This is a genomic window from Chryseobacterium taiwanense, from assembly GCF_000813825.1.
Lineage (GTDB): Bacteria > Bacteroidota > Bacteroidia > Flavobacteriales > Weeksellaceae > Chryseobacterium > Chryseobacterium taiwanense.
The window spans coordinates 1-26,603 of sequence record NZ_JWTA01000013.1 but is presented as its reverse complement, the minus strand read 5'-3'; the positions used below and the strand labels follow the sequence as shown (position 1 = coordinate 26,603).

At 34.3% G+C, this 26,603-nt stretch carries 24 protein-coding genes and 1 tRNA gene; 6 read left to right on the top strand and 19 right to left on the bottom strand.

Going from position 1 to position 26,603, the window contains the following annotated elements; translation table 11 throughout:
• Positions 1-207: 207 nt before the first annotated feature.
• The 4 genes from RM51_RS13740 to RM51_RS13725 form a co-directional block, all read right to left on the bottom strand.
• Positions 208-3,207, bottom strand: coding sequence for a LamG-like jellyroll fold domain-containing protein (locus RM51_RS13740; RefSeq protein ID WP_039370677.1), 3,000 nt, complete (start codon positions 3,205-3,207; stop codon positions 208-210).
• 282 nt (positions 3,208-3,489) lie between these two features.
• On the bottom strand, positions 3,490-4,077 hold the full coding sequence (locus RM51_RS13735) for a hypothetical protein (protein ID WP_039370675.1): 588 nt from the start codon (positions 4,075-4,077) through the stop codon (positions 3,490-3,492).
• Between the two features lie 18 nt (positions 4,078-4,095).
• Positions 4,096-6,486 (bottom strand): TonB-dependent receptor, encoded by a 2,391-nt coding sequence (locus RM51_RS13730; protein WP_039370697.1) that lies wholly within the window; start codon positions 6,484-6,486, stop codon positions 4,096-4,098.
• A 206-nt stretch (positions 6,487-6,692) separates the two neighbouring features.
• Positions 6,693-7,049, bottom strand: a complete 357-nt coding sequence (locus RM51_RS13725; protein WP_039370672.1) for a hypothetical protein — start codon at positions 7,047-7,049, stop codon at positions 6,693-6,695.
• A gap of 108 nt (positions 7,050-7,157) precedes the next feature.
• On the opposite strand from RM51_RS13725, the gene RM51_RS19670 reads away from it, so the two are divergent.
• On the top strand, positions 7,158-7,292 hold the full coding sequence (locus RM51_RS19670) for a hypothetical protein (RefSeq protein WP_262483702.1): 135 nt from the start codon (positions 7,158-7,160) through the stop codon (positions 7,290-7,292).
• Here the strand turns inward: RM51_RS19670 and RM51_RS13720 are convergent.
• Together RM51_RS13720 and RM51_RS13715 are read right to left on the bottom strand one after the other, a co-directional pair.
• On the bottom strand, positions 7,289-9,214 hold the full coding sequence (locus RM51_RS13720; protein WP_039370669.1) for an ABC-F family ATP-binding cassette domain-containing protein: 1,926 nt from the start codon (positions 9,212-9,214) through the stop codon (positions 7,289-7,291). The genes RM51_RS19670 and RM51_RS13720 overlap by 4 nt on opposite strands.
• A gap of 118 nt (positions 9,215-9,332) precedes the next feature.
• The gene (locus tag RM51_RS13715) at positions 9,333-9,953 is read right to left on the bottom strand and encodes a DUF5715 family protein (RefSeq protein ID WP_039370666.1); all 621 of its coding nucleotides are present in this window, start codon (positions 9,951-9,953) and stop codon (positions 9,333-9,335) included.
• 208 nt (positions 9,954-10,161) lie between these two features.
• Between RM51_RS13715 and aqpZ the strand changes: the two genes are divergently transcribed.
• Positions 10,162-10,896 carry an aquaporin Z gene (gene aqpZ, locus RM51_RS13710; RefSeq protein ID WP_039370695.1) on the top strand — a complete coding sequence of 245 codons (735 nt, stop codon included), beginning with the start codon at positions 10,162-10,164 and terminating at the stop codon, positions 10,894-10,896.
• Between the two features lie 78 nt (positions 10,897-10,974).
• On the opposite strand, the gene RM51_RS13705 is transcribed toward aqpZ, so the two are convergent.
• The 7 genes from RM51_RS13705 to aceB all read right to left on the bottom strand — a co-directional run bounded on the left by RM51_RS13705 (position 10,975) and on the right by aceB (position 17,695).
• Entirely contained in the window at positions 10,975-11,961 is a 987-nt protein-coding gene (locus RM51_RS13705; protein WP_039370663.1) for a long-chain-fatty-acid--protein ligase, read from the bottom strand.
• Positions 11,962-12,128: 167 nt separating this feature from the next.
• Positions 12,129-12,923 carry a UDP-2,3-diacylglucosamine diphosphatase gene (locus tag RM51_RS13700; protein ID WP_084111135.1) on the bottom strand — a complete coding sequence of 265 codons (795 nt, stop codon included), beginning with the start codon at positions 12,921-12,923 and terminating at the stop codon, positions 12,129-12,131.
• Between the two features lie 15 nt (positions 12,924-12,938).
• Entirely contained in the window at positions 12,939-13,385 is a 447-nt protein-coding gene (locus tag RM51_RS13695) for a 6-pyruvoyl trahydropterin synthase family protein (protein ID WP_039370660.1), read from the bottom strand.
• A gap of 67 nt (positions 13,386-13,452) precedes the next feature.
• On the bottom strand, positions 13,453-14,118 hold the full coding sequence (locus tag RM51_RS13690) for a Yip1 family protein (protein ID WP_039370657.1): 666 nt from the start codon (positions 14,116-14,118) through the stop codon (positions 13,453-13,455).
• Positions 14,119-14,162: 44 nt separating this feature from the next.
• Entirely contained in the window at positions 14,163-14,546 is a 384-nt protein-coding gene (locus RM51_RS13685; RefSeq protein WP_039370654.1) for an acyl-CoA thioesterase, read from the bottom strand.
• Between the two features lie 98 nt (positions 14,547-14,644).
• Positions 14,645-15,925, bottom strand: coding sequence for an isocitrate lyase (gene aceA, locus RM51_RS13680; RefSeq protein WP_039370650.1), 1,281 nt, complete (start codon positions 15,923-15,925; stop codon positions 14,645-14,647).
• Positions 15,926-16,120: 195 nt separating this feature from the next.
• Entirely contained in the window at positions 16,121-17,695 is a 1,575-nt protein-coding gene (gene aceB, locus RM51_RS13675) for a malate synthase A (protein ID WP_039370647.1), read from the bottom strand.
• A 126-nt stretch (positions 17,696-17,821) separates the two neighbouring features.
• Here aceB and RM51_RS13670 point away from each other — a divergent pair, with 126 nt between their 5' ends.
• The 3 genes from RM51_RS13670 (at position 17,822) to RM51_RS13660 (ending at position 20,902) form a co-directional block, all read left to right on the top strand.
• The gene (locus RM51_RS13670; protein WP_039370643.1) at positions 17,822-19,297 is read left to right on the top strand and encodes a helix-turn-helix domain-containing protein; all 1,476 of its coding nucleotides are present in this window, start codon (positions 17,822-17,824) and stop codon (positions 19,295-19,297) included.
• Between the two features lie 58 nt (positions 19,298-19,355).
• Positions 19,356-20,009: a ComF family protein gene (locus tag RM51_RS13665; RefSeq protein ID WP_039370641.1), complete on the top strand. Its 654-nt coding sequence runs from the start codon at positions 19,356-19,358 to the stop codon at positions 20,007-20,009.
• Between the two features lie 206 nt (positions 20,010-20,215).
• Positions 20,216-20,902: an alpha/beta fold hydrolase gene (locus RM51_RS13660; protein ID WP_039370638.1), complete on the top strand. Its 687-nt coding sequence runs from the start codon at positions 20,216-20,218 to the stop codon at positions 20,900-20,902.
• A 66-nt stretch (positions 20,903-20,968) separates the two neighbouring features.
• Here RM51_RS13660 and upp read toward each other — a convergent pair whose 3' ends face one another.
• Positions 20,969-21,622 (bottom strand): uracil phosphoribosyltransferase, encoded by a 654-nt coding sequence (gene upp, locus RM51_RS13655; protein ID WP_039370635.1) that lies wholly within the window; start codon positions 21,620-21,622, stop codon positions 20,969-20,971.
• A gap of 82 nt (positions 21,623-21,704) precedes the next feature.
• The gene (gene der / locus RM51_RS13650) at positions 21,705-23,015 is read right to left on the bottom strand and encodes a ribosome biogenesis GTPase Der (RefSeq protein WP_039370691.1); all 1,311 of its coding nucleotides are present in this window, start codon (positions 23,013-23,015) and stop codon (positions 21,705-21,707) included.
• A gap of 292 nt (positions 23,016-23,307) precedes the next feature.
• Between der and RM51_RS13645 the strand changes: the two genes are divergently transcribed.
• Positions 23,308-23,378 (top strand) — tRNA-Gln (locus RM51_RS13645).
• A gap of 379 nt (positions 23,379-23,757) precedes the next feature.
• Here RM51_RS13645 and RM51_RS13640 read toward each other — a convergent pair.
• From RM51_RS13640 to RM51_RS13625, 4 genes are all read right to left on the bottom strand, one after another.
• Positions 23,758-24,252 carry a hypothetical protein gene (locus RM51_RS13640; RefSeq protein ID WP_039370632.1) on the bottom strand — a complete coding sequence of 165 codons (495 nt, stop codon included), beginning with the start codon at positions 24,250-24,252 and terminating at the stop codon, positions 23,758-23,760.
• On the bottom strand, positions 24,242-25,033 hold the full coding sequence (locus tag RM51_RS19695) for an RHS repeat-associated core domain-containing protein (RefSeq protein ID WP_039370629.1): 792 nt from the start codon (positions 25,031-25,033) through the stop codon (positions 24,242-24,244). The genes RM51_RS13640 and RM51_RS19695 overlap by 11 nt, the downstream gene beginning before the upstream one ends.
• Positions 25,034-25,141: 108 nt before the next feature.
• Positions 25,142-25,525 (bottom strand): hypothetical protein, encoded by a 384-nt coding sequence (locus RM51_RS13630; RefSeq protein ID WP_039370626.1) that lies wholly within the window; start codon positions 25,523-25,525, stop codon positions 25,142-25,144.
• 61 nt (positions 25,526-25,586) lie between these two features.
• A partial coding sequence (locus RM51_RS13625) for an RHS repeat-associated core domain-containing protein (RefSeq protein WP_039370622.1) occupies positions 25,587-26,603 on the bottom strand: 1,017 nt, incomplete at its 5' end.

Below are 26,603 nucleotides of genomic sequence, written 5' to 3'. Positions count from 1 at the left end.
AAATCACTCATTTAAAATGAACTTAAAAGCTAAATAATGTTAAAAGACTTGCAGTATGGTGATTGTTCATTTTATAGATTAAAATAAACGATTCTAAAACTTATAAAATCATGAAAAACCACATATCCTTTTCAAATAAAAAAGCTGCCCCATTTCTGAGACAGCTCTTTCTTTAAATATGAATGTATTACACTTTGGTATTTGTTTTTATTTCACAATAACTTTAAAATTACTGTTCAGATTTTCTCCTGAAACATTTAATATATAATTACCTGAGACTTTTTTATCTCCAATTTTCATATTAAAAATACCATCTCTGCCAACATTAATTTTTTCTTTCACAACCGTTCTTCCTGCCATATCTATTAATGTAGCTGTTAGATTAGATTGCTTATAATTAGGAAGGGTAATGAAAATCTGATCCTGTACAGGGTTTGGATAAACAGTCCCTACATTTTTGCTGATACTGAACTCTGCATTTCTTAATACTGCCTGATTATATAAACCAGATATTTCTGTAGAAGACAATGCATAATTGTACATTTTAAGCTCATCAAACGCACCTTTGTAAGGAGCCGAAGCATTAGCTGTAGACTGAAACTCTAGTTCGCCAATATTTCCAATCACAAAATCACTTGCTTCTCCAATACCGGTAACCGCAGTCTCGTCTCCTTCTACCGTTAAAACTCCATTGGTATAAATTCTCATTTTATGAGCCGCAATATCTCTCATAATAACAACATGCACCCAGTTATTCGTAAAATAATTAGCAATAGGTGCTGTGATTTCTTTTTTAGTCACATTATCATCAATAGCGTAGCGCAGCTGCCCTCCTTTTATCTCCACATTAAAACGTTTTCCTGTTGCTCCCGTTGTAGCATTAGCAGTAATTGATCCTTTACACAATACATAAAGACTTGTCGTAGAAGACGATGGTATCATCGTTGTCGGAGCTTTCATCCAATAAGAAACCGTGAAAGAATTATTATTAAATAAAATCTGTTCCTGATGAGGAATACTTGCGATATAGGTTGTATTTGGTGAAGTTGCCAGATCAAGAGCATAGTTTTCTTTTCCGGCTACTCTTACACTTGAGTTATCATACGCTACGTTTAATGTTCCATGATTGGCATATGAGGTCAAATCTGCAATCTGCTCACCTGACAAAGGTGCTTCTGCAAACGGCCAATTCCCCACCAGACTCGGAGTTAAAGCACGGAAACTCCATACGTCACCCGTTACGCTCCCAAGAGCATTAGAGGCATCAACTCTCCAATAATAATCTGTTCCCGTATTTAAATTGTTCAGTTGATAAGATGGTGTAGCACTATAAGCTACAGTCCCTATATTACTTAAACTTTGAGGATTTGTTCCTAAATAAACGGTATAGGTCGTTGTATTCGAACTTCCTGTCCATTTTAAAAGTGTACTTCCTGAACTCAATTCAACATAATTATTGCCATTTGCAGGAGTCGGGGTTGTTGCTTTTGTAGGAGCAGATGGAACCGGAGGTGTTGTTACAGACGCATTTGATGTATAAACCGAAGATTCTGTAGCATTTTTTGCTTTAACCCTGTAGTAATACTGAGTATTTGGTGTTAAACCTGTTTCGTTGTAACTTGTTGTGTTTGCTGGAAGTGTTGCAATGACCGTAAAATTAGTACCATCACCTGAGCGTTCCAAAACATAATTCGTTTCATTAGCAGCATTATCATTCCAATTAACCGTTAAAGAACTTGCAGCCGGCGTTCCGGTAGTAACTGCATTTGTAAAGTTCAGGTTAGATGGCGGAATAATAAAATCGGGAGGCGTTGTATTTGGCAAACCGTTAATATACACCTCAATATTCAAATAGGGAGCATAAGTAGTACTTACTGCTAAAGCATCAAAAACATTTGGATTCAATCCATTAGCTGTTTCCCATGCATCCGGCATTCCGTCATTATCTGTATCCAAAGGAGCCGGAGCGCCATATACGTGACCTGCTCCGCCATTTGTAAAGCCAAATTGTGTTGTTAAATCTGTCTGTACATATACGTAAGTTGCTGTTGTTCCTTTCGACATAAGATCCGAAATCATTAGTTGATCAACCTGATCACGTCTCGGGTATGATGCTCCCGCACTTGCTACAATTTTATTATATGCAGCCACAGCTGTTACGGTGGTGTTTTTCATCGGATAGTCATACGCCGTAGATTGTATTGCTGTAATATCTCCTACAGGATATCCCGTTAAATCCTGAGGAACCAAAGTTCCGTCTAACGTCCCGTTTTTATTATTATCAAAATAATTTCCGGTTCCATATAAATTGAAATTGGCATTTCCTACGCTAAAAGGAGTACTTACCGTACTGCTTGTATTGGGACCTCCGATAAAATAGTTGTTGATGATATTGGCATACGAAGCTCCTGCGGAATCTCCTCCCATAATGTATGCTTCCCCGGATTGAGTATGCCCATAAGTATTTCCGTAATTTCCCCAATTATAAACAACATTGTTTACGAATTCATTAATTCCTTTTATTTTATTATTACGGGTTTTATTACAGATATATAAATTTCCAATCAAACTGATCTTACCACCTGGAGGAGGCTGCATCAATCCTCCTGCAGAGTGATTATGACGGTGCATTCCCTGACCAATAATTGAATTCTGAATCGTGATATTATCCGGGCTTGTTCCGTTATTATCCCAGTTAACAGAAAATACTTCATCCGTACCCCAAGTAAAGGTCATATGATCTAAAATAATATTGGCTCCGTTTGCTATCCCTGAAGCATCCTGATTTTGGGAGGTTCCTCCATAACGAAGACGAAGATATCGGGCAATCGTATTATTAGCCCCCGTAAATGAGACTCTTGGGCCTAGAAATACAATTCCTTCTCCAGGAGCAGTTTGCCCGGCAATCGTTGTATTTGCTGCAACAGCAACCACGGATTGTAAATTGATAATACCACCAACTTTAAAGATGACAAATCGCCCCGGTTGGCTCACCGCATCACGGAATGAACCGGCACCACTGTCATTTAAATTGGTGACTAAATAAATCTGAGGATTTGCAGCTCCTCTTGCTCCCGTAGTAAATCTACCAAAACCGGTGGCTTCCGGAAACGCTAATGTCTGAGCATTTAAATCGACTGTGGAAAATGCTAATCCACAAACCAGTAAAGATTGAAAAGTTCGTTTGAAAGGTAAGAGTTTTTTCATAGGATTAATTTTGTGTTAACTAATCTAACAACAAACCGAAATCGGAGCATCCTGCCCCATCCTGCTACCTTCTATATATCAATTAATTACAGCATTTCTCAAGGAAATGAGATATTATACATGATCAAAAAGCCACTTAATTCTAAGATTTATTCATATTGAACAAATGTCAAAAACAGTACTTATGTTTTAAAAATTCAACAAAATCAAAAATTTATTATAGATTTATCAAAAAAAGCCACCGAAAATTCAGTGGCTTTATTAACAAGATTAAAGGATATATTAATTGATAATATTATAGTTTGCTTGTGCATCTGTTTCACCTCCGGTATGAGTCCCGTACACAACACCATTTCCGCTCACTGAAGATGCTTCGGAAACAGATACCGGTTCATGATATAATGTAAGAACCAATTGAGCCGATGCAGAAGTATTTTTCACGGCTTTATTTACTACCCATTTTGTTTTTACCCCCACATGATTACCATCTGCTCTTATAAATTCCGGATCATCAGTACGAGTAAGAGTGATGTCAGAATTCGGGAAATTATATACCAAAAAATGCTCATCTACCGCATCTTTTATTTCTTCTGTAGCATCTTCATTTCCATTTTTGAAAATAACCTGTACGTCGTAAGTATGACCGTCAATCAGTTTCACATTAGGATTAGTCGTACTATTCACCTGATAATCATACACCACCGGAACTCCCGTCGCTTCATCTGTTACTCTTAAAAGAACGTCTGAAAGCTCTTCCTGAGGAAGATCGTCTGCTTCATCATCACTTCTGTTACATGATGTTAAGCTTAGCGAAACTGCTAAGAATAAAAGTCCTAAAATAAGTGTAGTATTTTTAAAAATGTTTTTCATTTTTTTGATTTTAAGTAATTAAAATTGATATTTAAGAGTTAAAATAAAGTTTCTTCCCATTTCGCTGGAAAAGAAACGAAGTCTGTTCAGATAATCTCTGTACGACTGATTGAATACATTTCGAACTGAAAAATCAATTCCGAAATTTTTAGACAGATTCACCCCTGTCTGAAGGTTCCAAAGCGAATATCCGCTTGGTGGTGTAGAAATATCCACCTCTTCATTGTAAGCATTTCCGTCAGAATCGAATAATCTGATCGGAACATTATAAACAGGGAATCTCGTTTGTTTTAAATAAGTATTGTTACTTACATTAAAATAAAAGTTCTTCCATTCTTTTTTATTGAATTCCAATGAATTATTAAAATTCGGTGGCATCATCAAAATAAGAGGAACATCATTGGTAAGATCTTGCCCATACACATAGGAACCGCTTCCTTTATAGCTCAGATTATCTGAGATTTTAAGCTGTACATCAAGATCTACTCCGTACATTTTAGCATCGATCTGCTGATAGTTGTACACCACAAAAGCTCCTCCCCACTGCGTATTCTGATATCCTGTAGGAATTTCATTGATGAAATTATTCGTATAAAAGAAATATGGATTTACAGAAACATTCAAGCCTTTTAAGACATTTACTTTTACATCAGCAACCAAATTAAACTGATTTCCTGTTTCACTTTTCATTCTCATATCTCCCCTTTCAATAATCGCCGCAGAATGGTGAAGCCCGTCTGCAAAAAGCTCCGCTACATTTGGAGATCTTGAAACTCTCGCGTAATTAAATTTCAGGTCAAAATATTCAGAAGGATGATAAACAAGCCCTCCGTTCACTGAAATATTATTATAACTCAATGAAGGTTTTGTAAGAATTCTGTTTTTATTGACTCTTACTTCAAAATCCGGATAATCTGCAGCATATAACTTATTCCAATCACTTAAGTCATACCATTTGGTAACTTCATAATGATCAAAATCGTATCTTCCTCCCAATTCCAGATCTAGTTTAGGAGCAATTTTATATTTAAATACAGAATAAATTCCTGCATAATATCTGTCATAGTTCGGAACAAGACGTCTTGCTTCGGTCTGGGTATTGGAATAATTGTTCTGATACCCCGCGTTAACTCCGGTTTCAAGATTCCATTTCCCTCTCTCTATCAAATGATTAACATTCAAATCATTGGTAATCAATTCAAGATCCAATGCCGGTTTTTTACTCAGCTCTTCTGTACGTCTGATATCATATTCTTTTCTATGATTGTACTGAAAACTGTAAGTAGCCGTAATCTTTCCAAAATTTTCAAACCTCTGATAAGCAGAAATTTTAGCGATATGATGTTCTATTTCCTGTCTCGGATTATCAATATCGTAACTAAAATCTCTTTGATAAATGGGTTCCGGAGATGTAAGAGCCAAACGTAAGTCTTCTGAATTCCCGACATGGGAGCTTCTAAGAATTCCTATTGAGCTTTTCGTAAGGTAATAATCAAAAGAAAAACCTTTATTAAAAGTCATTTTCTGAACTCCAAAATTGAATCCTGAACTCTCAAGTCCTGTATTCATCAATCCATAATCCGGAGCCTGAAGATCACCAAGTTTCTTATAACTTCCATTGGTTTTTATTGCCCAACCGTTTTCCCATGTTTTTGCCAGTTTCACATTAAGATCCGCACCTCTTCCGTTAGAAATTCCGGAAAGAGCTATATTTCCCATAATGGTATCTTTCTTAGGCAAAATCTGAGGCTGCAGAACAACAACACCTCCTACAGCGCCACTTCCATACTTCAAAGCAGATGCACCTTTTACCACATCAATATGTTCAAAGTTATTTACATCTACATTCGGAGCATGTTCTACTCCCCATTCCTGCTCTGCAAGCTTCACTCCATCATTAAGAATGGAAACTCTGCTTCCGTAAAGTCCGTGAATAATAGGTTTCGCGATATTATTTCCGGTTTTAAGAACATTTACCCCCGAAATATTCGTCAATAAATTTCCAAGATTTTCGGTAACATTTCGTGAAATCATCGATTTATCAATCGTTTTCACTACCATGCTTCCATTATTCTTGTGACTTCCATGAAGCGTCACCGTTTCAATATCCTGAATATGATGTTCAAGAGTGATTGCTAAATGGACATCCTGATTAACTCCTATATTTTCAGTATAATCATTACAATCAGGGTGTTTAGCAATGAGTATATATTTTCCGGCAGGAATTTTATTAAAGAAAAATCTGCCGTTTTTATCTGTTTTAGTAGAAAAATCGCCAATATTCACCACTGCATTTTCCAGCATTGTTTTATCGTGAAAATCCTGAACGGTTCCTTCTACCTTATAAGTTTGTGCGTTTGTAAATGCAAATCCACAAAGGATCAGCATTAAACTATATATCAATTTCATTGTTAAATAGATTGATTGTGTACTTTTTTGAAAGCACATTTTTTCGAAAAATTTGAAATAAAGACTGATTAATTTGTATTCATATCAAATGTAAAAAGTAGTAATATATAGGAATTTTCCTGTTACAATTTGAAGATCAAACTGAAAACATTACACCAAGAACACTGAACTTTAAACCAAATTAAAGTCAATAAAGAATCTATAGATTATGAAATTGCGGGCGGACCGCGAAGTTGAAAAGTGAATTTAGTCTGAGACCATATTTTCTCCTGAATGGCAATAATCTGCTTTACCTCATGGGTATAATTTTCAAAAGAAAAACTAAATTCTTCAGGAACAATAGTATGTCCGGTAGCTAAGAAATGACAAGCCAAACAGTCGCCGACTTTTTCTTTCACTACATTTTTTGTAAATGTATTTTCTGTTTTTTTAAAACTGAAATTTTTAAAAACTTCCTCAGAACTGTGACTGTGAAAACTTTGAGAAAACAGCGCAAGAAAATAGATCCCAAACAATAATTTGGAAATAAAATTCTTTAGATTTCTGCTTTCTTTAAAAATCATTCGTCAAAATTATAAAAATAATTTAAGCTTTTAGATTAAAGTTTTATTAAAATACTCGATTAATGTGTAGATGTACTTGCAATTTTGTTACAAAATCTATCCCAATTTATGTTTAGATCCTTCGACTTCGCTCAGGATGGCATCGCTAATAATACCTGTAAATTCTATAGATTAGTTATCCACAGTGTCATGCTGAGCGAAGCCGAAGCATCTCAATACTATGATTTTATTCAAAAAAATTAATCCAGTTGAGTCCCTAGATATTCCCATTCCTGCAAAGCAGAATCTAATTCTTCTTTAGTCTTATTGTACTTTTCTAAAGTTTCATCAGATGGATTTTCTTTGGTAAAAGAAGCTTCAAATTCTTCTACTTTTGCTTCAAGTTCAGAAATCTTTTCTTCTACTTTTTTAATTTTATTCTGAATATTTTTTTGCTCTTTACTTACAATAGTCGATTGTTGAGTGGTTACCGGCTTCTCTTCCACTTTCTTCACCTCAACTTTTGGTTCTTCGCTGTGAAGTTTTGCCTTCTCTGCAGAAATTTCCCTGATCGATTCTTTTTGTCTGAATTCAAGATATTCGTTGATATCTCCCAAGAATTCTTTCATCTTACCATCACGGAATTCATAGATCTTATCACAAAGACCTTGCAAGAATTCTCTGTCGTGCGAAATTACGATCAATGTTCCTTCAAATTTCTGAAGTGCCAATTTGATAATCTCTTTAGACTGAATATCCAAGTGGTTCGTAGGTTCGTCCATAATCAACGTGTTGAACGGGCGTAACAACAATTTACAAAGTGCCAAACGGTTTCTTTCTCCTCCGGAAAGTACTTTCGTTTTTTTGTTCACTGCTTCTCCCTGGAAAAGGAAAGATCCTAACAAATCACGAACTCTAGGTCTCGTTTCTTCTGTTGCCGCATCTTCAGCTTCTTCCTGAACTGTTTTATTCGGAGTAAGAACTTCTTCCTGATTTTGAGCAAAGTAACCGATATTTACATTATGTCCAAGATTCCAAGAACCTGAATAATCTTTAATATCTCCGGCAAGAATTTTCGCCAAAGTCGTTTTACCTTGACCATTCTGTCCTAAAAGAGCAATTCTGTCTCCTCTCTGAACAATAAAGTCTACATCATCGAAGATTTGTTTTTCTCCATATGCTTTTCCTAAATCTTCAGCTTCAAAGATAATTTTTCCCGGAACCTGTGACTGAACGAAACGGATATTGAATTTAGAAACGTCTTCGTTATCAACTTCAATACGCTCTATTTTATCTAATTTTTTAATAAGCGACTGCGCAAAAGATGCTTTTGTAGCGCTTGCACGGAACTTATTAATATTATCTTCCATCTGCTTGATTTCCGCATCCTGATTCTTTTTAGCCTGAATCAGTTTTTCACGGCGGTCTTCACGCATGATTAAGTATTTGGAATAATTGGCTTTATAATCATCAACTTTTCTGTTATTCACATCAAAAGTTCTGTTACAAACAGCCGTCATAAATTGTTTATCGTGACTCACCAAAACAATTGCTCCCGGATAATCTTTCAGGAAGTTTTCCAGCCACATGATCGATTCCATATCCAAGTGGTTGGTAGGCTCATCGAGAAGCATGATGTCGTTCTTTTGAAGAAGCAGTTTTGCCAATTCGATTCTCATTCTCCAACCTCCGGAAAATTCATCAGTAATTTTTTGAAAATCATCTGCTTTAAAACCAAGACCAAATAATACTTTTTCCATGTCGCCTTCCAGATTGTAGGCATCATGGTTCATTAAAAGATCGTTCAGTTCGGTCATTTTATTAATCAAATCTGAATACGAATCACTTTCATAGTCAGTTCTAGTTGTCATTTGATGGTTTACATCATCAAGCTCATTTTTCCATGCATTGATCTGCTCAAAAGCCTGCATCGTTTCATCCCAAACCGTTCTTCCTTTTACAAAATCAAGATCCTGTTTTAGAAAACCTATGGTAATGTTTCCTTCGGGAACTACATTTCCTTCGTAGAAAGTAATTTCTCCGGATAACATTTTCAATAAAGTGGATTTCCCCGCTCCATTTTTACCAACCAAACCAATTTTATCATCCTTTTTTATCGTGAAATTCACGTTTTGAAACAAATATGTTCCTGAATGATGTAATCCTAGACCTTGAACCGAAAGCATGTTAAATAATGATTAATAGTGAATAATGAATTTTCGCGTGCAAAAATACGGAAAAAGAAATGAATTTAATGAAAAGAAAAATTTCACTAAAAATCTCTTCAATCATTACTACCGAAAGCTAGTAGTTTCTTACAGTGACATGAAAACAACTCTGCTGTCTTTCTTTAATGTAATAAATCCTACCCAAATCATAATAATACTTCAATGTTTTTTCTAAAGCCAATTCCATTTTTGGATTATTCTTTAACACATTATTAAAGCGTACATAGGAAATATCAAAAGAATTTCCATAATTATGAGAACTGATTCCCATTGCAGCATTAGAATTCACTCTTCGCAGACGGCATTGATCTTCTAATGTTCTGGTAATTGATGAAACAGTAAATGTGTGTCCTTTTGTTTCTTTACTAAAACGAGTTCCAATTTTTTCCAGCATCAGCTTTCCTTTTGAAACCATCCAGGCTCTGCTGTAATCCAGCTTTTGTACACGATAGCCTTTTCCTGTTTTTTTGATCTTATGAAACTTCCCGCTGTTAATATATTTCTGCACGGTTTTCGAATCTTTAAGAAGTTTCACTCCAAAGCTTTGAGAGGCATCTAAATGAGGTTTATACAAAGAAGTAGGTTCCACTCTCAGGACTTCACTAAGATCGTAACACGGTAATGTTTTTTTTACAGCCTGAGCGTGATAAAAACAAAAAGTAAAAAACAAAAAAAACGCATCTATATACTTTCTCATTAAGCTGATTTTTGAATTTATAAACGAAAATTACCCATTTATTTTATAGCATTCAAATTCCGTGCAATACTGCTCTGTTCAGGCAACACTCAATGCTTTTATTAAATTAAAAATATTATTTCAGATTCTCTATAAATATTTTTAAAAATTATATTAAAATTTAAGATTTTAATTATAAATTTGAGATAAATTACAAAATTAACATATGATAAAAAAACTTTTTGCTGAATTTTTCGGCACATTCTGGCTTGTTTTCGGAGGTTGTGGAAGTGCAATTTTTTCTTCACAAATCGCTCCTGCATCTACAGGTCAAATAGGCATCCTTCTCGTAGGAGTTGCTTTAGCATTCGGACTTACTGTACTGACTATGGCTTACGCTGTCGGACACATTTCCGGAGGACATTTTAATCCCGCTGTATCATTCGGTCTTTTAGCAGGGGGAAGATTTCCCGCAAAAGATCTTATTTCTTATGTTGTCGCACAATGTTTGGGCGCCATAGTTGCAGCAGGAGCACTCTACACTATTTTAAGCGGTTCGGGAACGCCTGATTTTTCAGCTCCCGGAGCTTTCGCCACCAATTTCTATGGCGATGCCGTCTATTTTGGAAAAGGCTATTCTATGGGAGCGGCTTTCCTTGCAGAATTTATCTTAACAGCATTTTTCCTTATCATTATCATGGGGGCAACAGATAAATATGCCAACGGAAAATTCGCAGGTATTGCTATTGGTTTAGCATTGACTTTGATTCACCTGATTTCAATTCCTATTACCAATACTTCTGTAAACCCCGCAAGATCACTTTCTCAGGCTGTTTTTGTAGGAGGAAATGCAATCTCTCAACTCTGGTTATTCTGGGTTGCACCTATTTTAGGAGGTATCGCTGGAGGATTGATTTATAAATTCTTGCTTCAGAACAATAAGGAGGAAGAACTTGCTCACTAAACAGCAATTAATCAATACATAATAAAAAAAAGTCCTGTTATTTACTGACAGGACTTTTTATTTTTTATATACTATTTTTTAAGAAACAAGAAGGCTACACCCTCTAATATCCGAATGATCAATTCTTCCCAACACCTGAAACTTGTCTCCGATTATTTTACCTAAATCCTGAGTTGCAATGAATGAGCATGAATGAATATTGGCTAAATCTATAATATTAATAGCCCCAGTTCTCCCTTCTTTCTCGTAAGCAAAAGGATCTTCTGTATTTCTAATCATGATCTTCATCCAGTTCGGACAATCATATTCATTATTCCCTAAGGAATATGCCTGAGAAAGAAGCTCGGTCATAGAATATTCTGAATAGATCTGATCTGTTTTAAAACCGTTTTTCAAAATTTCAAGCAGTTCATTTTTTGTCATTTCTTCTTTTCTACCTTTCATTCCACCGGTTTCTATCACGATCAAATTTTCAAGAAAGTTTAGAGATTCCTCGCTTCGCTCGGAATGACAATAATCAAGGAAATCTAATAAAGCAAAGGAAACCCCAAAAAGAATCACTTTTTGATCTTTTATGGTATTCAATAATTCAAATAAATCGGAATGATTATACAGGAAATATCCATTTTCGGGCTTGGCAGATTTTTTCATTAAATAATCTACCATATAAATCAATGATGAATTTTGTCTTTCAAGATAACTTGGCAGCAATCCTAAAAATATAAAGTCTTCCGGTTTTCCGATAAACTGTTCGAAGCTTTTATAAATACTTTCCTGGTATATATTTTCGTCAGCAATGAAATGTTTTGACAGATTCATCTGAGTCGTTCCTGAGCTTTGAAAGAAAAGATCGGTGGTCACATTTTTATCAATAACCGAATGATTTTTAAACATTTCAATAGGCAAAAATGGAATATCCTCCAGCTTTGTCACCTCATCATGTTTTATATTGAGATAGCTGACAAAATTTCTATATACTTCAATATTCTCATATTGATAACGGAAAACTCTTAATGATTCAGCCAAAAAGTCCTGTTCTGTCTGTATGTCAAATATCGTGTTCAATTCTTTAAAATTTATTATTAACTCAAAATGAGATACTTATATTCAAAAATGAAAAATTTTAATTATTTCTTAATATTGAAAGTAAATTTTGGTAAAATTATTGCTATTATCCACATGGAATATGGATTAAAAACAGGAATGAATTAATTTTCATCCCGAAGATTACCTCAGTATGGGGTAATTTTTTTTGTGCTATCCTCAAATGTTTTCAATTCAAAATCATGTTCAAAGACACCATATGTAAAATACGAAATCCAGTCTCCCAAATTGATATATTTTGCTTTTCCCTGTAAATCTAAGACCATAGGAAGGTGACGATGTCCATAAATAAAGTAATCTATATTTTCGGTTTCGAGTTTCTTTTTAGAATAGATAATCAAAAATTCTTTCTCCTCTCCTAGAAATTCTTTGTCTTCATCACCAGAAATCATTTTGTTTTTCTGTGACATATACAATGCTATTTTCATGGCAATATCCGGATGAAGCCATTTAAAAAACCATTGAGCAACAGGATTGGTAAAGACTTTTTTCATTCTTTTATACCCTTTATCTCCGGGTCCCAAACCGTCTCCATGAGCTAAAAGAAACTGCTTTCCGCCCATTTCGAAATATTGTTTTTTATAAAAAACCGTACAGCCGATCTCTTCTTCCAGATAATCTTTCATCCACAAATCATGATTACCCACAAAGAAATAAATATGAATTCCACGGTCTTTTAACTCAGCAATTTTTCCTAAAACACGTACATATCCTTTCGGAATTACGTGTTTCCATTCATGCCAGAAATCAAAGAGATCTCCCATCAAAAACAAAACCTGTGCATCCTGTTTTATTTCATCCATCCAACGGATAAATCGCTCTTCACGCACTTTGCTTTCCTTAGGATTAGGCGCACCAAAATGCTGATCTGAAGCAAAATATACTTTTTTTCCAGGTTCTAAATTGATGATCGTTTTTAACACCTTCTGAGTTTTAAATTACTGATTATCTTCTGCAAACCACTCTCCGTAAGAGTTTTCCGTTTCGTGAAGTTTAAGATAAGCCAAAGAAATCCCTTCCGGAAGTCTCGACTTTATTTTTGAAGCGATGGCGTATAACATATTTTCGCAAGTTGGCTGAAAAGTACAATAAATCACTTTATGCCCTTGATTTTCTAAACTTTCACCTAATTCTTTATGAGGAGAAAGCCCATTGATCATCACCGCATGATCCCAAACATCTACAATTTCTGATTTTACGATCGTTTTAATCTCACCAAAATCTACCACCATCCCATTTTTAGGATTCTCCAAATCATTAATAGGTTTCCCTTTCACTGTTACGAAAAGCTTATAGGAATGCCCATGCATATTTTTACATTTTCCATCATAGTTATACAGCACGTGCGCTGTTTCGAATGTAAAAATTTTTGTAATACGTATCATGATGCAAAGATAAGGAAATTCAATGTTTAAAAGAATGACCTTATTTTGACTTTAATCTTCAGCTAAATTAAAATACAGAGAATATCGAAATGATTAAAAGAATGGGTAAAGCGATAACTGCAATGGGTAACAAGAGATTTGCGATTGCTTTTCCGATAGAAAATTTTTGTACCACAGAAAGGCCTATGACTGTATAAATTAACGTTACAATCGACAAACCGACTTCGCAAAATGCAGAAACCCAAAAAACAACATTCACTAAAATACCTTCGGAGGTATAGTCAACATCTTTAAAGAGATCACCTCCGTAAACAGCAACTTGCGGAATGAGAAAAATTAAAGAAACAACAGAGGGAATTGTTGCATACGCGATCATTCTGAAAATTGATGACGTATCCCCCGAACCGTCTAACCATTTTCCTGTCCAACTCAGCAATGCAGCATATATATAATAGGAAATCCAACCTAAAAGACCACCCATAACCACACAAAGAAAAATAACCATAAAAAGAGAGTTATTTTCTCCCATATTTTTTGAGGTAGCACGATCAAAGGCACTTGATACACCTGCGAGAAACATTAAAACATACAAATACTTCTCGTATTTTGCCTGATCAATAAATGTAAAAATCCGTCTTGGTTCCGCCCAAATCTTTGTAAAGATATCCTGATCCGAAAGAACATCATATTTTTCAAATTCAGCAAACTGATCTTCTGTGTTTTTTATTTCCATGGAGTTTTTATTGAGGCACGAAAATAATCATATTTACTTATAAATCATAGTGTATCCAACCAATCACTTTCTAATCTTTTAATTCTTTGGGTTGCAACATCCACCAACACCCAAAGTGTACTTGAATCCACCACCAATTGATCGTTGCAGTAAAATTCAACTTTTCTCGGCTGACGAATTCCTTCAGGCGCTTTCGGATAAGTTTTTATTGTGATTATATCATTGAGATAGACTTGCTTTTTATATTGAATATGATGATCGAGAAGCATCCATACAAATTCTGAAAACTCGGTTTTATGTTTTACAAAATCCCAGTGCTCTCCGGCAATTTCTTCCACCCAATGCACATACTGAACATTGTTTACGTGATTATTTCCATCAATATGTTGTTCCGTAACCTGTATTTGTTTTTCAAAAATCAAACTCATCTTCTTCAAATATTTATTCAAAAATAGGACTTAAAAAGCAAAACCCTCCCAAAATCGAGAAGGTCTTGATCATAAAATGTATTTAAAAATGGAACTTTTTAATGAAATTGCGCCGTCTCTGTAGAATCTTTCATCGCCACTGTTGCCGAAGAACCATTGGTTACAATATTTTGAACCTCATCGAAATATCCTGTTCCTACAAAAGACTGATGCTTCACAGCTCTGAAACCTTTTTTTTGTAAAGCAAATTCACGTTCCTGCAATTCGGAATACCCTGCCATTCCTTTTTCTTTATACGCTAAAGCCAGCTCAAACATTGCCGTATTCAATGCATGAAAGCCTGCCAATGTGATAAATTGGAACTTGTACCCCATTTTTGCCAATTCCTCTCTGAAATTCAGCATTTCATCAACACTTAATCTTGCCGCCCAGTTAAATGATGGAGAACAATTATAAGCCAGCATTTTATCCGGAAACTTTGCATGAATTCCTTCTGCGAATTTTCTCGCCTGTTCTAAATCGGGGTTTGAAGTTTCCATCCAGATCAAATCTGCATACGGAGCATAAGACAAACCACGGTCGATTCCCTGCTCTACTCCATTTTTTACAACGTAAAATCCTTCGGAAGTTCTTTCACCTGTTACAAACTTTTTATCTCTATCATCAATATCTGAAGTTAACAAATCTGCTGCATCAGCATCCGTTCTTGCAATAATCAAAGTCGGAACTCCTAAAACATCTGCTGCCAAACGAGCTGAAATTAATTTATTGATCGCTTCCTGAGTAGGAACTAAGACTTTTCCTCCCAAATGACCACATTTTTTCGCAGAAGACAATTGATCTTCAAAATGCACCGCAGCAGCTCCCGTTTCAATCATTTGTTTCATCAATTCATAAGCATTCAGATTCCCTCCAAAACCAGCTTCCGCATCCGCAATGATCGGAACTAAGTATTCTTTTTCACTACCGCCATTTACTGACTGAACCTGATCTGCTCTTATCAAAGCATTATTTATTTTTTTCACCACAGAAGGCACAGAATTCGCCGGATACAACGATTGATCGGGATACATTTCTCCTGAAAGATTGGCATCTGCAGCAACCTGCCATCCTGAAAGATAAATAGCTTCCAAACCAGCATCAACTTCCTGCACCGCCTGATTTCCGGTTAAAGCTCCCAATCCGGCAACAAAGTCCTGAGTATTCAATTTATTCCAGAATTTCTTTGACATCTCTGTCGCAATTGTGTAATCTAATTTATAAGTACCACGAAGTTTCAGCACTTCTTCTGCCCTGTAAGGTCTTTTAACACCTTTCCAACGTGGATTTTCAAGCCAGTCTTTTTCTATTTCTTGGATTTGTTCTTGTTTTGTTTTCATACTATTTTGGGTTTAAAGTTTATGATTTTGAGGTTTGGGGCTTAGCCTACTCCGTCAGTTCGAGTAAGAATTATTTGTAATGAAATGAAGAATAATTTTGTATCGAGAACTTGTATCTTTATTAAAAACTTCTCGATACGATTTTTTCAAAATCTACTCGAAGTGACGATGTAGAAAATATTCCGTCTTAACAACTTATATAAATGGATACGCTTTCAGAGTCAGAAATTCTGCAAAGTTTTCACAGAAGATCAATTCATTGAAAAGTTCTTTTGCCAAACTGAATTTTCCATTTTTAAATCGTTCTGAACCTACATATTTTTCAATGCGTTCCAGTTCTTCGAATTCCCATTGAAGTACCATTTCTCTTGTCAAGGTTCTGTCGTCACTTAAGACCGCTTCATTTTTCAACCATTGCCACACCTGAGTTCTCGATATTTCCGCTGTTGCCGCATCTTCCATTAAGTTATAAATTGCTGCCGCGCCAACTCCCATCAACCAAGATTCGATATAAAGAATTCCGACGTTGATATTTTTACGAACTCCTTTTTCTGTAATTTCTCCTTTGGGAACTTCAAGCAGATCATCTTCCGTAATCTGATAATCAAACTTTTTATCAATCTGATTTTTAGAAGGCATAAACTGATCGAAAATATTTTTTGCCACAGAAACCAAAGCAGGATGCGCCACCCAAGTTCCGTCGTGTCCGTTTTTCACTTCCCGCTCTTTATCGCTTCTTACTTTTCCGAAAGCAATACTGTTCGCTTCGTAATCATTTTTAATCGGTATTTGTGCCGCCATTCCTCCAATCGCATGAACATTTCTTTTATGACAAACTTCGATTACTCTTTTTGAATACGCACTCATAAAAGGAGAAGTCATTGTTACCTGATCTCTATCCGGAACAATAAATCCGGGAAGGTTTCTGAATTTTTTAATGAATGAAAAAATGTAATCCCAACGTCCGCAATTCAAACCAGAGCTATGTTCTCTTAATTCAAATAAAATTTCATCGATCTGAAATGAAGCTGTAATCGTTTCAATTAAAACCGTTGCTTTAATGGTTCCTTGTGGAATTTCCAAATAATTTTGAGAAAAAATGAAAACCTCATTCCACCAACGAGCTTCTTTGTAGTGTTCTAGTTTTGGAAGATAGAAATAAGGTCCGCTTCCGTTTTCCAACAAGTTCTTTGCATTCCTGAAAAAGTAGATTCCGAAATCAATCAACGAAGCTGAAGTTTGTTCTTCATTAATTTCAATATGTTTTTCATTTAAATGCAGTCCTCTCGGTCGAATCAGCAAAACACTTGTTTTTTCATTCAACTCATAAGATTTTCCCTGCTCGTTTGTAAAATCAATTTTTCTATTGATAGCATCTGAAAGATTAATTTGTCCTTCCATACAGTTTTTCCAGGTTGGAGAATTACTGTCTTCAAAATCCGCCATGAAGGTTGAAGCTTCGGAATTAAGAGCATTAATGATCATTTTTCGGTCAACAGGTCCGGTAATTTCCACTCTCCTATCTAGTAAATCTTCAGGAAGCGGAGCACAACTCCAGTTTCCATTTCGGATTTCTTCAGTTTCCGATAAAAACTTCGGAAGAATTCCCTGATCAAATTCCTGCTGAGTTTTTTTTCTTTCTTCTAAAAGCTCCAGTCTTTTGGAATTAAAATTCTGATGAAGCTCCACCAAAAAATCGATTAAATCAGTGGTAAAAATTTCTTCAAACTGCTGTTGTGCCTGTATTTTTAATTGAGTTTTGGTTTCCATAACATATTGATTTTGTGATTCGACCTTACAAACATAAATAAAAATTTTCACAATTAGCGAACGTTCGCTAAATTTATTTTTAAAATTATTATGCGAAAAATCGCTTCTAACTCTTATATTTGAATTATGAATTCTGACAGCGACTTTATTAAAACGGTTTTCGGCCTGAAACTAAAACAGCAAAGACAAAAGAAAAATTGGTCTCTGCAGGATCTTGCCACAAAAACCGGATTATCAAAATCGTATATTAATGAAATCGAGAACGGAAAAAAATATCCAAAACACGATAAGATCATTCAGCTTTCAGAAGCACTGAACTGTACTTTTGATGATTTGGTTTCTACAAAACTGGATAAAAGTTTGGCTCCGTTCAATGAAATTCTCCAGTCAGATTTTTTCAAAGAAATTCCACTGGAGCTTTTTGGAATTAATAAAAACAATCTTATCAGCATCATTAGTGATGCACCGAAAAAAGTAACTGCTTTTATTAATGCTTTAATTGAAATCTCACAGAATTATAATCTAGGAAAGGAAAGATTTTACTTTGCCGTCATGCGTTCATTCCAGGAATTATATGATAATTACTTCCCGGAGATTGAAGAAAAAGTCGTGGATTTTGCAACAGAAAATCAATTGGAAATCAGTAAAAATTTGCGCTCAGATATTTTAGAAAATATTTTGACTGAGAAATTCAATTACAGGATTCAATCTGAAGATTTTGAGCGTTATCAAACATTAGACAAACTTCGTTCTTTATTTATTCCTGAGAAAAAACTATTGCTTTTAAACAGAAAATTAGAACAGGATCAAAAAACCTTTATTCTCGCGAAGGAGATTGGTTTTAATGTTCTGGAGTTGAAAAATCGTCCAAATACCTATTCATGGCTCGACTTTGGAAGTTTTGAGGAAATTTTGAATAATTTTTATGCTTCCTATTTTGCAGGAGCTTTATTGATTTCAAAAGAAAAAACCCTCGAAAAAACTTCAGAATTTTTCTTAGAAAATGACTGGAAACCTAAAAATTTTGAAAATTTAATTGAAAATTTCACCCATTCTCCTGAAACATTTTATTATCGGTTGACAAATATTCTTTCTTCTGAATTGGGAATTAAGGATCTGTTTTATTTATGCTTAGTTAAAAAGAAAGATTCTGATAAAATTCAGATTTTAAAAGAATTACACTTAAACCATCAACAAGCACCACACGCAAATGCCACCAACGAACATTACTGCAGAAGATGGATCGCGGTAAAAAACCTACATCTTTTAAAGGAAAATGAAACATTGACCGATGCACAGATTTCGCATTACAAAGATCAGGGTTTCAGTTATCTGGTTATTTCTACGTCCCAGAAAAATCCGTTTTCTGACGGAAGTAACAGAAGCTACTGTTTAGGGATTCTACTGAATTCTCAAACCATTAAAAAAATAAATTTCATCAAGTCTTCAACGTTAAAGACAATCAATGTAGGAGTCACCTGTGAATCGTGCAGTATTTCAGATTGCGAAGTGAGGCAAGCTCCTCCAGTTCGATTGGAAAAGGAATATTTCAATTTAAGTATGAAGAATTCTATTGAAAGATTGAGGAAAGATATTTTATAGATTTTTTGTTTTTAATTTTCTGTCTAAAATTTATATTTTAGCGTTTCAAAACACACAAATGATTTTAGATATTTTATTTCCAAATCGTTGCATACACTGCAATCAGATTATTGACGGCAATTTACTTGTCTGCAATCTCTGTTTTGAACATATTAAGTTTACTCATTTCAGCTATCTTGAAAACAATTACATCAAAGAAAAATGTAAATTACTTTTTCCTGTTGAGAACGCTTTTGCTTTAATGCAGTTCGAAAAAGAAAATTTAAGCAGGAAAATTGTCCATGAATTGAAATATAAAAGTCGGGAAAAAGTTGGAAAAATTATTGCAGACTGGACAAGTGAGCGATTAGATTTTAAAAATGAAAAACCTGATGTATTGGTTTCCGTTCCTTTACATCCAAAAAAACTGAAAGAAAGAGGTTACAATCAATTGCACTTATTTACTGAAACCTTGTCTGAGTTTTACAATATTCCTTTCAGTCATGATTTAATTAAAAGAAACCATTATTCAAAAGCGCAGGCTTTGAAAGACAAACAACATCGTTTGGAAACAGAAAATACTTTTTCGATTACCCAACCTATTTCAGGGAAACATATTTTACTGATCGATGATGTTTTCACTACAGGAAATACTTTATCGACTATTGCCTGGGAAGTTTTAAAAGCTGGCAATAATAAGATAAGCGTTTTGGTGATGGCGATTGATGTTTGATGTTTTGAGTTTCGGGATACGGGATACGGGATTCGAGGTTTCATTTCCTTCGTTCGTGTAAACTTATAATAACATGATAAACAAAAGCTTCTCGATACAATTTTTTCAAAATCTACTCGAAGTGACGATCTGAAGATTTTTGAATGATAAAGTTTCAATTATATTTATTGAAATCTTTTTCATAATTTTCCGGCAAACTAATGATAATGCCCAATCTTATTTTATTACACGGAGCTTTAGGTCACAACGAGGTTTTTGAACCTTTTAAAGAAGAGCTTTCAAAATATTTTACCATTCACACTCCTTTATTTTCAGGACATGGGAATACTGAAATTTGGGAAAACGGGATCACAACTGAAAAGTACACTCAGGAATTAAAAGAATTTATTGAGAAAGAAAAACTGAACAATGTTTCAATTTTCGGACACAGTATGGGAGGTTATGTTGCGCTTTGCTATGCGCTAGAAAATCCTTCAACTCTACATTCCATCATGACATTGGGAACAAAGTTTGACTGGACAGAGGAACAGGCTCTGAAAGAAAGTAAAATGCTTAATCCTGATGTGATTGCAGAAAAAGTTCCGAAATATGCTGAATTACTAGAGAAACAGCATGGTGCGAAATGGAAGCAATTACTTCCTGCTATTGCAGATATGATGGTTTCTTTAGGTAAAAATCCGCCTTTGAAAAACAATTTATCTAACATCAATATCCCTGTCCAAATTATGGTTGGAGATCAAGACAATATGGTAACATTTGAAGAAAGCATGAAAGTATACAGAAGTCTTCCAAATGCAAAATTGGCCGTACTTCCAGATACAAAGCATCCTATGGATAGAGTACGACCAAATTTATTATTGAATCTGATTAAAGATTTTTGGAATCTGTCTTAGTTTTTTTTTAAAACGCAAAGGCGTTTCACTTAAATATGAACACAGAGTATTAAATCTTTAATAAAATTATCTCTGAAGTTTTTCTCCGTAGCTCAAATCTCCCGCATCTCCCAATCCTGGTGTGATGTAGCCTTTTGATGTCAATTGTTCATCAATTGCTCCCACCCATATTTTTGCATTGGGATATGCTTCCTCTATGGTTTCAACCCCCTGTCTTGAAGCAATGGCAGCAACAATATGAAGCTGACTTGGATTTCCATTGGTTAGCAAATCTTTGATTGCTTCAATTAAAGAAGCTCCGGTTGCCAACATGGGATCCCCAACGATTAACGGTCTTCCTTCAATGTTGGGGCACGTTAAATAATCCTGTTTTATCGAAAAATAATCATTTGCGTCATGTTTTCTATATGCTGCTACAAAACCGCAATCTGCTCTGTCAAAATAATTCAAAATCCCCTGAAACAAAGGAACTCCCGCTCTTAGAATGGTTGTAATAACCGGCTGAACTGCAATTTCTTTAACTTTAATTTTATCTAAAGGAGTCTGGATTTCAATTTCTTTTTGCTCTAACCCTTTGCTGATTTCAAAAGCTGCAATTTCCCCAATTCTCTCCATATTTCTACGGAATCTCATTCGGTCTTGCTGAATTTCAACATTCCTCAATTCGTTGATCCAAGAATTAATTAAAGAAAACTGTTCTGATAAAATGATAGTGTTCATTATTTTGATAAGCTTTTATCTAAATTATAAAATTTAATTAAGAATAAAAACCCTCTTAGAAAATCTAAAAGGGTTTTATTATTTATTTCTGTCTGAAATATACTTCAATTGGAACTCCGGTAAATCCGAATTCTTTTCTCAACTGATTTTCAGTAAATCTCTTGTATGGTTCTTTTACGTACTGTGGCAAGTTACAGAAGAATACAAATTGTGGTGACGGCGTCGGAAGCTGTACACAATATTTGATCTTGATGTATTTTCCTTTGTTTGCCGGTGGTGGCGTTGCTTCGAAAATCGGAAGCATCACTTCATTTAATTTTGAAGTCTTGATCTTCTTCTTACGGTCTTCGTAAACCTGCATTGCCATGTCAACAGCTTTTAGAATCCTCTGTTTTGTCAACGCTGAAACGAATAGAATTGGAATATCTTGGAATTGCCCGATTTTATCTTTAATTGATTTTTCGAAATCACGTATTGTGTTGGTTTGCTTGTCTTCGATCAAATCCCACTTGTTCACCAAGATTACAATTCCTTTTCTGTTTTTCTGAGCCAATCCGAAGATATTCATATCCTGAGACTCCCATCCTTGTGTTGCATCTACCATGATGATCACCACATCAGAATATTCGATAGAACGGATAGAACGCATTACAGAATAGAATTCCAAATCTTCATTTACTTTAGACTTTCTTCTCATTCCTGCAGTATCTACCAGTACAAATTCGTGTCCGAATTTATTATAAAGTGTCTGGATACTATCTCTTGTTGTCCCTGCAACATCTGTAACGATATTTCTCTCAACATCAAGTAAAGCATTCGTCATGGTAGATTTCCCTACGTTTGGACGACCCGCAATTGTAATTTTTGGCAATCCTTCAAAAGGATCTTTATAATCTGTAGTCGGGAAATCTCTGACAATATCATCTAAAATCTCACCTGTTCCAGAACCTGTTGCAGAAGAAATAGTATAATATTTATCAATTCCTAACTGGTAAAATTCTGTAGCATCAATTTCTTCTTTTGCAGAATCTACTTTATTGATAACAATGTAAGTTGGTTTGTTTGATCTTCTTAACATTTCGTGGATTTCGAAATCCGTATCCGTAAGACCTTCTTCCACATTTAACATAAAAATGATAGATGTAGCTTCATCAATCGCCAATTGAACCTGCTTAGAAATCTCTCCTTGGAAAACATCATCATTATTTACATCGTAACCTCCAGTATCAATAACAGTAAAGTCTACCCCGTTCCAGTCAGATTTTCCGTAATGACGGTCTCTGGTAACACCGGCAGTAGAGTCTACAATAGCCTCTCTTCTTTCTAATAAACGATTAAATAACGTGGATTTTCCTACGTTGGGACGCCCAACGATTGCAACAATATTCGACATAAAAATGTTTAATAATTTAATTATTAATGGGTTTCTCCAACTTTTGGAGCCCAATTTTTTTTGCAAAGATAGGTTTTTATTATTTAATCTTTGTGACAAACGTCATTGATGAAGCCTAGTAATATGAAATGTCCTACTTTATTAATTTCTTTTACTTTTCAAAAAAAATGTTAAAAAATAATTCTTTGACTATCAATAATTAAAAGCCTATCCATCTGCTTTCTGGTCATTAATCTTCATTTATCATTTTTATTTTTGAAATAATTTCTATAATTTCGCGGAATAGAAATACAGACCCATGGTGTAGCGGTAACACTACTGATTTTGGTTCAGTCATCTGGGGTTCGAATCCCTGTGGGTCTACATTCAAGGAGAAATAATCATTTTGATTATTTCTCCTTTTTTTTGTTATCTACTAACTCATTATTAATCTGAAAGATATGATGTGCTATGGAGTTAATTCGAGTAGTTCGATAATGTTTTCCGTCAAATTCTAATTTTCAGGAAATATCGAACCAACTATTGCCCGTTTTGTTTCAAAAATAAACAAGAGTAGGTATATACCCCACCCTTGTTTTAAGATTACCTCTTTAATAGATATTAAAAATCAATGATTTAATTTCCATAAAGATTCTATCACTAACTCTGAAATATCACCTAAAAAAATCTCGCATGTCGCGAGTTTTTTTATTATCTCCCACACAATAAAATCGTGTGGGAGCTAGCGGTTTTTGGGTTATTTTTAAGGTCTTGTTATTTTTATCCCATAAATACGATTTAAATCTATAGAAACGTAATCATATTTTTTCTTTAGTATTTCTTTATCCTCAGCAACAACTCTTATTCCTCTTGGTGGATCATACTTCTTTAGTATACCATACTTATACATCATAGAATCATTATTAGAAAAAATACTAATATTTAATTTCAAATTATGTTTTTCAAAATCATTATAAATTGACAGATCAGCATAATTTCTATTCGAAGGATTGAAAATAATATCTATATAGTTTCTATAATTCTTTGTTTGAATATAATTTTTTGATGGTTTAAAAGGAGAATAATACTTTCCAAGAATAATATAGCAATTATTTGTTTTTCTTTGCCACACTGTAAAAACCTTTTTGCCATCAGAGCTTTCAATAAAATACCTCTTATAATCAAACTGATAATAACCAAACAAAATAACTATAAATAGTAAAATATATTTTTTGTTTAGAATTAATTTATTTACCATAACGAGATCCGTTTTGTATTGCTGTTTTCATTTGAGCCTTAAATGGATTTTCTTTTGCATATTTACCCCAACCTAAATTATAGCCTAATTTCTGAGCCTGAGTACTTTGCCGTCCTTCTCCTGTAACTATATTTCCTTTAAGTAGGGACTTGCTAATTTCTAATCCATCAAATCCAAACCTAGCATCTTCCCAAGAAAGTCCTTTTAATCCAGCAATATAACCAGCACTATAATTTCCAGCATCTCTTGCAGAAGCAAAAACTAATGTTCCATCAGATTTTTTACCAAAAATAGAACCTCTGTGATGATTTTCTCGGTCATTATTATTCGGGTCTCCATTTCTTTTAAAGTCATAGTCTTTACAATCGGTAGCATTTGGCATATAATCACCTAAAGTGATATCATCTGCCTTTGCCATAAATCCTTGAATTAATCTACCAGATTCATTAGAATTTGTATCAATTGTTCCTTTCCATCCTGTTTGTCCTTTTCCATCTTGTTTGTCTTCATTGTAAAAGGAATACATAGTTAAAGATTCTCCAATTTTCTCTCCAGTTCTTTTTCCTTTTTCATCTACTACATATATTCCCTTATCCCCGTCATTTAGATTTCTTCCTACAACTTTATAGGTTCCATCTCCATTACTTCTAACATCTATACTTTTTCCACTTCTTCCATCTGGGTCAATAAATTTAATTGGATTATTCCAAACATATCCATATGGATCTTTTGTTTGTTCTGCCAATGGATCTACTACACCCCATCTACCTAAATCTGGCATATAGAAACGTGCGGTGCGCCGTAATCATACATCCCAGTCTCTTGAAGTTCTTTTCCATTGTACTTGTATTGATAAAAACCCTCATAGAAATATGAAGGTTTTATTAATTTATCTTTTTCCTTGTGTTAGCGTGATTAGATTATCTCGTAAGTATTTATCAACTAAGTATTTTTTATTATTTATTTCAATAACTCCAATACCAGAACAAAAATCTAATTTTTTAGAACCATCATAAATTGAACCATATACTCTAGCATCAATGTTTAAACCATTTGGCGCAGGTTTTAATTTTGAAAAATTGTTTAATAATTTATCATTTTCTTCATCTGATAAAATCACATTTTTGACACTTGGAGCCTTTTTTAAATTTTCACATTTAACTGAAGTTATTGTCGTAGTATATAAATTTATAAAATTTATCTCTGAAATATTTTTTTGACAGTTGTAAAAAAATAAAAAAACTAATACTATCAAGAATTTATATATTTTCATTACTTTTTCTTTTTTGGAGTTAATACTACTTCTTGTATTTCATTAGGTTTTCTGGTTGATGTTACACTACTGTTGTTATTATATCTCCTTCATGATCATTTCTTGTTACCTCGTTACCTTTAGTAAGTTTAAGCTTCTTTGCAGTTCTTTGCTCACTACCTTGAATAACTCTCATCTCTTCAGCATTATGATAACCATCTCCTGTAGGTTTTAGTACATTAAGCATATGTTTTTCGGGATCTTTGAAATAATCTTCTGCATGATCCATCTCATGATCCAAAACAGCAACAGGTGAAAGTCTCTTTCCAGTATTCTTAGATTCTATTCCTTTTATTGGATTCCATATAATTGTATCTATGTTATCAAACTGAGCTCCAACATTATCAGTATACCCCATATTGGTAACTTTTACTTTCTCTTTTCTCGAATCTAAAGCTTTCAAATTTTCTCCTGCTCCATTTTTTATTAAATAATCTGCAGCTTTATGAAAAGCAATAATGTATTTATTATTTCCATCGTATGTAGCTCCATACTTATAATCATATGACTGCATTTTTCCGTTAGAAGCTTTATACCAGATAATAATATCATTCCCATCAGGATCTAAAAACTTTATTGGGTTATTGATTGCATAGTTATATCCTGAATAAGGAAAATATTTTTCAGCCTTATTATCTACGACACCCCATCTACCAATATCAGGCATATAAAATCTTGCACCATAATCATACATTCCAGTCTCTTGGAGTTCTTTTCCATTGTACTTGTATTGATATGCATTCTGTGCAGCTACTCCATTATTATGTAATAAACCAAATGGATAATAGTTATTCTCTTCCTGAACTTCCAATGCAGATACACCTTGCAGATAACTCAATCTCACATTTCCCAAATGATCCGTATAGTTGTAAATATACTTATTTTTCACAAAATCATAATACCCTTCAGAGGTTGGAATAAAACGTAGCAAAAGTGGAGATACTGAACCAAAATTAATATTTTGAGAGTACTGAAAACCATCCAAATAATATGTCTTAAGTTCTACAGGCTCCAGATTACTGAACTTGCAACTATTTTT